A 4,198-nucleotide genomic window follows, 5' to 3' on the forward strand; every position below is an offset into this window, starting at 1 on the left:
GTTTAATACTGTGCTTGAGTATCAAGCGGGTGGCGATCAATCACCACTAACCGCTCAAGAGCGCCTACAGCAAGACGCTGCGCGTGTGATGTCAGTGCGTCATACCGATACATCTAATTTGGTTCAACTGGCCGGTTTGGCTCGTGCGCAAGGAATTAAAGAACTCACTGTATTGATGCCTTATGCTTTAGAGTATCGGCAAATGGAGTCGATAAGCCACCAAACAGGCGCACAGCTTGAATACAGTAATGAAAACCGCGAGTGGGTTAGATTTACTTTCATCTCTGACGCGGATACTTGCCTGCACTGAGGCGCGTACTAATGACGTTGTGCCAATGTTGGATCGACGCGTGCAATCCACTGCTGATTGTGTTCGTAACAGGTTAAACGTGTCAATGTGGGTGTAAACGCAATGATCGCACATGACGTATCTGCGGCCATTGCGGCGTCAATCAGTGCTTCATCGTCAAACCCATGCCGACGATAAATCATCCTGACCTGATTGGTATTAATTCCCCAATGACTAAGCTGCTCGGCGTTCAATGAGCGGGGTGGATTAATGATCGTGATCCACTTTTGCTGTCGTGCTTTGAATGCTAACGCCTGTAACACCGACAGCCAATGGGCATTGATGGGTGTCTGTGCGTTCAACGCAGAGGAATAATAGCTTCCGWCACGCATCTGTACTGACGTTTGCGTCGTTGCTTGATTTGACTCATTAGACATCGCGTACATAAAGAACCTGTATATATGNTCATTACTGTATGTATAAACAGTACTTGTTTGTGGACTGCCTCGCAAGTTACTCGTTGACTAATTTGTGATCAAGATCGTGAACAATTTCCACCCGTCTTTAAGCAATTGCTAATGAGATTGATTTAATAACTTGCTAAACTGGCCACTTTTCATCTTCTCGGAGAAACCATGGAACAAGAATTTTGGCATCAGCGTTGGGCTGAAAATCAAATAGGGTTTCATCGGGACAGTGTGCACCCAATGCTTATGCGTTACTGGTCAACACTTTGTCCAATGCCCGATGAGACAGTACTGGTGCCTTTGTGTGGCAAATCCATCGATTTAAACTGGCTTGCGGAAAAACACGAACATGTGATTGGTGTAGAACTGAGTGATATCGCGGTACGGGCCTTTTTTTCAGAAAACCTGTATACCCCGCAAGTTCACCGTGCGCCGTCGGGTCATACACATTATTGTTTCGATGAGTTGGAGTTGATCAGTGGTGACTTTTTTACTGCACGTTTGAGCCCGACTTCGCTGATCTACGATCGTGCCGCTTTGGTGGCGATGCCACCGTCGATGCGGGATCAGTATGTGCATCGTGTGCGTGATCTTTTAGCGCCGGGAGGCCGCCTATTACTGATCACCTTGTTTTATCCGCAGGCCGATGATAATCCGCCGTTTTCCATCGATACGTCAATAGTGGAAGAGGCGTTTTCAGGGCTCGATATTAGGTTGTTAGAGACGCAAACCGAGCCAGAGGGTGACCGAGGTGAGCAAGTCTGGTTGATAAAAGCCAACGCTTAGTGCTCGGTTTGGTAGAGCCATGCTCGGATAGCGCCGTTTTGCGCTAGACGGTTTTGACTCGAGGTTGATTAGACTGTCGTGATTCCCAGTGGGTAATAAAGAAAACGGCTGCGATAATAATTCCTGCGCCTAGCCATAGCCGGCCAGGTGGAACCCAGCTGAATACCAGCCAACCAAAGAGGACGTTCAGCGGCAGTTTAGCGTGATCAAACGGCTGAACAAACGAGGCATCTGACGCGGCATAGGCTTTGGCTATTGCCCACTGTGCGAGTGCGGTGAGCATTCCAGCACCGAACAGCATCCACCATGCCATTGCAGATGACGGCAGTGTCCAGTCAGGCACGGCCAAGAGTAGATTAAATGGGGTGATCAACAAAAGGAGGTAAACGACCATCGTGGTCGGTGGATCGTAGGCTGATAACCGTTTCACCATTAATGAATAGGTCGCCCAAAAGAAAGCGGCGCCTATCGGCAGTAACGTTGCCCATGTAAAACCATTTGACCAAGGTTCTAGGATAATCATCGCGCCACAAAAACCCGCAAGTGTGGCCAAGCTACGTGCAATACCAACCCGTTCACGAAGAAATAGCCCCGATCCTATGGTTGCAAACAGCGGTGATGTCATTAGTAGGGCTATGCCTTGCCAAATGGGAACCGGATAAGCGAGCGCCCATAGCCAAAGTTGGATCCCAATAACAGAAATAAACACCCGCAAACAATGTTGCCCAAGGTGCTGGGTTTTTAAAGATTGACGAATCCCCAGTTGCTTTAACCAGGGGATCATGGCCACTAAGGCAATGGCATATTGAATAAAAGCAACGGTCGTCGAAGGCAAGCCCAACTTGAAGCTAACATATTGAGAAAGGCTGTTGACTAATGCGAAGCATAAGCCTGCAGTGAGCATCCAGGCCGCGCCTTGGAGGGGATGATGAACTTGTTTCATTACCGTGACAATCCGAAAAAAGACGTACGGATAGTAGCGCAAATTAGGCCTCAGAGCGATCAGAAATCCCCGCTGAGGCCAAGCGTATCATGTGGTTAAGTTGAAAGGGTCGAATAGACGAAAGGAATATCAGGATCCATCGCGTCCAATGTGGCTTGGGTATCGGTCAGATGGCTCACCGTACTGTTTGTCATCTCGGCCAGCGCCACCGACCGAATGTCGTCCCAGTGATAGCCGGCCATATTGGTCGCAATGAGCGCCACTTGAAGCGGGGGTAAACTCGGGTTAAACGCCGCATTTTCGGCATACATCCCAGAGAAAACCGCCCCATCAGATGTTTCAACGGCCACGCCGCTGTAGTTACCCGAATACGGTGCATGACTTCGGTTCGCTGCATCGGCGGCAGCTTTGAGTAGTGGAATATCAATATCGTCTGTGGGTAACTGGTGTGGCGCGTCAGTTAATAAACGTGATTCAACCCCTAAATCGGCAGGACCAAAGGAATCAGGTAAATACGCATGTAACGGTTTGGGATCCGTTTTTGGTAGCTGAATGGTGAGTGACTCTGCACCGTTTAGCTCATTCATAAACTGACGGCAATGACCACATGGGCTGTAGTTGATCGTGATATCGGTTAAGCGAGTTGCCCCTTTGGTCCACGCATGGGCAATCGCGCATTGCTCGGCGTGAATGGTTTGGCCTAGTTGCACCCCTGTGAACTCAATATTGGCTCCCAAGTATAGGGTNATCAGAGACAACGCGTTGTAATGCGTCGGGCAATTGTGTCAGTGCATCGGTTAGTGCAGTTCGCATAGCATCACTTCTTAGTCATTAACGGAGGCTCAGTGTAGGGAAGCACTCCTGATAATTATGTGATAAAAGTCACGCATAATATGCAAAACTGATTTCGTTGCTGAAAGTTAGAGTGACATCAATGTTTTTTCGCCTTCTAATTTTGCCAACGCTAACGCTGCAAAAGCCAATGTTGCCAGCGCGAAGGTCACCGGATCCACGATCATTAGAGATAAGACAAAGTCAGATAAAACATCAACGATCTGAGCTCACAACGCGAATAGTGTGAGTGTGAGCTCGAAAGTACTCGGATTTCGCGTCGACGAACAGCTACTGCGTTAATAACGCAGTAATGCCAATAATGAGGCTTGCGGTCGCAATCAACACAATAAGCGGTTTTGTAATGCTAAAAGAGGGATCCCCTAATGCCGGTGATTGCGTTGCCGGAGGTGGGGTGAGATCAGGTTGATTTTCCGCCGGTGTGGTTGGCCGTTGCGCAAAGGTTTGTTGGGGTAAAGCAACACGAAAACCAAACTCGCCAACCACGTCAAAGGGCAAGCACTTTTTACCGTTGCGGTAAGACTTAGCCATGAGCGAAGTGACCACACTTTGGTKTTGTGCAAAAGAACTGTCGGGTAATGCGACTTGTTTAAACAAGGTGCGACTTGACAACACCTCGCCTGCGTAATAACAAAGCATTTCGAGCATTCGTGATTCTTCATACGACAAAACCGTGATTGCCTGATCCGTCCAATACAGTGTGCGGCTCTCTGGCTCAAAATCTACTTCAGGAAAACGGTAACAGCGTGTATTTACTTTTGTTGTCATCATCAAGCCCACTCCAAACGACAGCTTTTATAAAAGTGTGGACTCAAATCACAGAACTGCAACTCGTTAGCATGTCTTTTTTGGGTCTAGTTA

Annotated in this window: 4 protein-coding genes and 2 pseudogenes; 2 read left to right on the plus strand and 4 right to left on the minus strand. The window is 48.3% G+C overall.

Annotated features, from left to right (window positions below; translation table 11 throughout):
- Positions 1-310, plus strand: a pseudogene (locus tag BZG79_RS14015) (hypothetical protein); the annotation flags it as partial.
- A gap of 8 nt (positions 311-318) precedes the next feature.
- Here the strand turns inward: BZG79_RS14015 and BZG79_RS14020 are convergent.
- Positions 319-726 (minus strand): hypothetical protein, encoded by a 408-nt coding sequence (locus tag BZG79_RS14020; protein WP_199877914.1) that lies wholly within the window; start codon positions 724-726, stop codon positions 319-321.
- A gap of 198 nt (positions 727-924) precedes the next feature.
- Here BZG79_RS14020 and BZG79_RS14025 point away from each other — a divergent pair, with 198 nt between their 5' ends.
- Positions 925-1,542 (plus strand): thiopurine S-methyltransferase, encoded by a 618-nt coding sequence (locus BZG79_RS14025; protein WP_077660811.1) that lies wholly within the window; start codon positions 925-927, stop codon positions 1,540-1,542.
- Between the two features lie 43 nt (positions 1,543-1,585).
- Here the strand turns inward: BZG79_RS14025 and BZG79_RS14030 are convergent, their stop codons facing one another.
- From BZG79_RS14030 to BZG79_RS14040, 3 genes and pseudogenes are all read right to left on the minus strand, one after another.
- Positions 1,586-2,485 (minus strand): DMT family transporter, encoded by a 900-nt coding sequence (locus tag BZG79_RS14030; RefSeq protein ID WP_174566346.1) that lies wholly within the window; start codon positions 2,483-2,485, stop codon positions 1,586-1,588.
- A 95-nt stretch (positions 2,486-2,580) separates the two neighbouring features.
- A pseudogene (gene cdd / locus BZG79_RS14035) lies at positions 2,581-3,228 on the minus strand (cytidine deaminase); the annotation flags it as partial.
- A gap of 379 nt (positions 3,229-3,607) precedes the next feature.
- Entirely contained in the window at positions 3,608-4,108 is a 501-nt protein-coding gene (locus BZG79_RS14040; protein WP_242414201.1) for a hypothetical protein, read from the minus strand.
- Positions 4,109-4,198: the final 90 nt, after the last annotated feature.

Origin of the sequence: Salinivibrio sp. MA427 (genome assembly GCF_001996115.1) — a bacterium.
Taxonomy (GTDB): Bacteria; Pseudomonadota; Gammaproteobacteria; order Enterobacterales; family Vibrionaceae; genus Salinivibrio; species Salinivibrio costicola.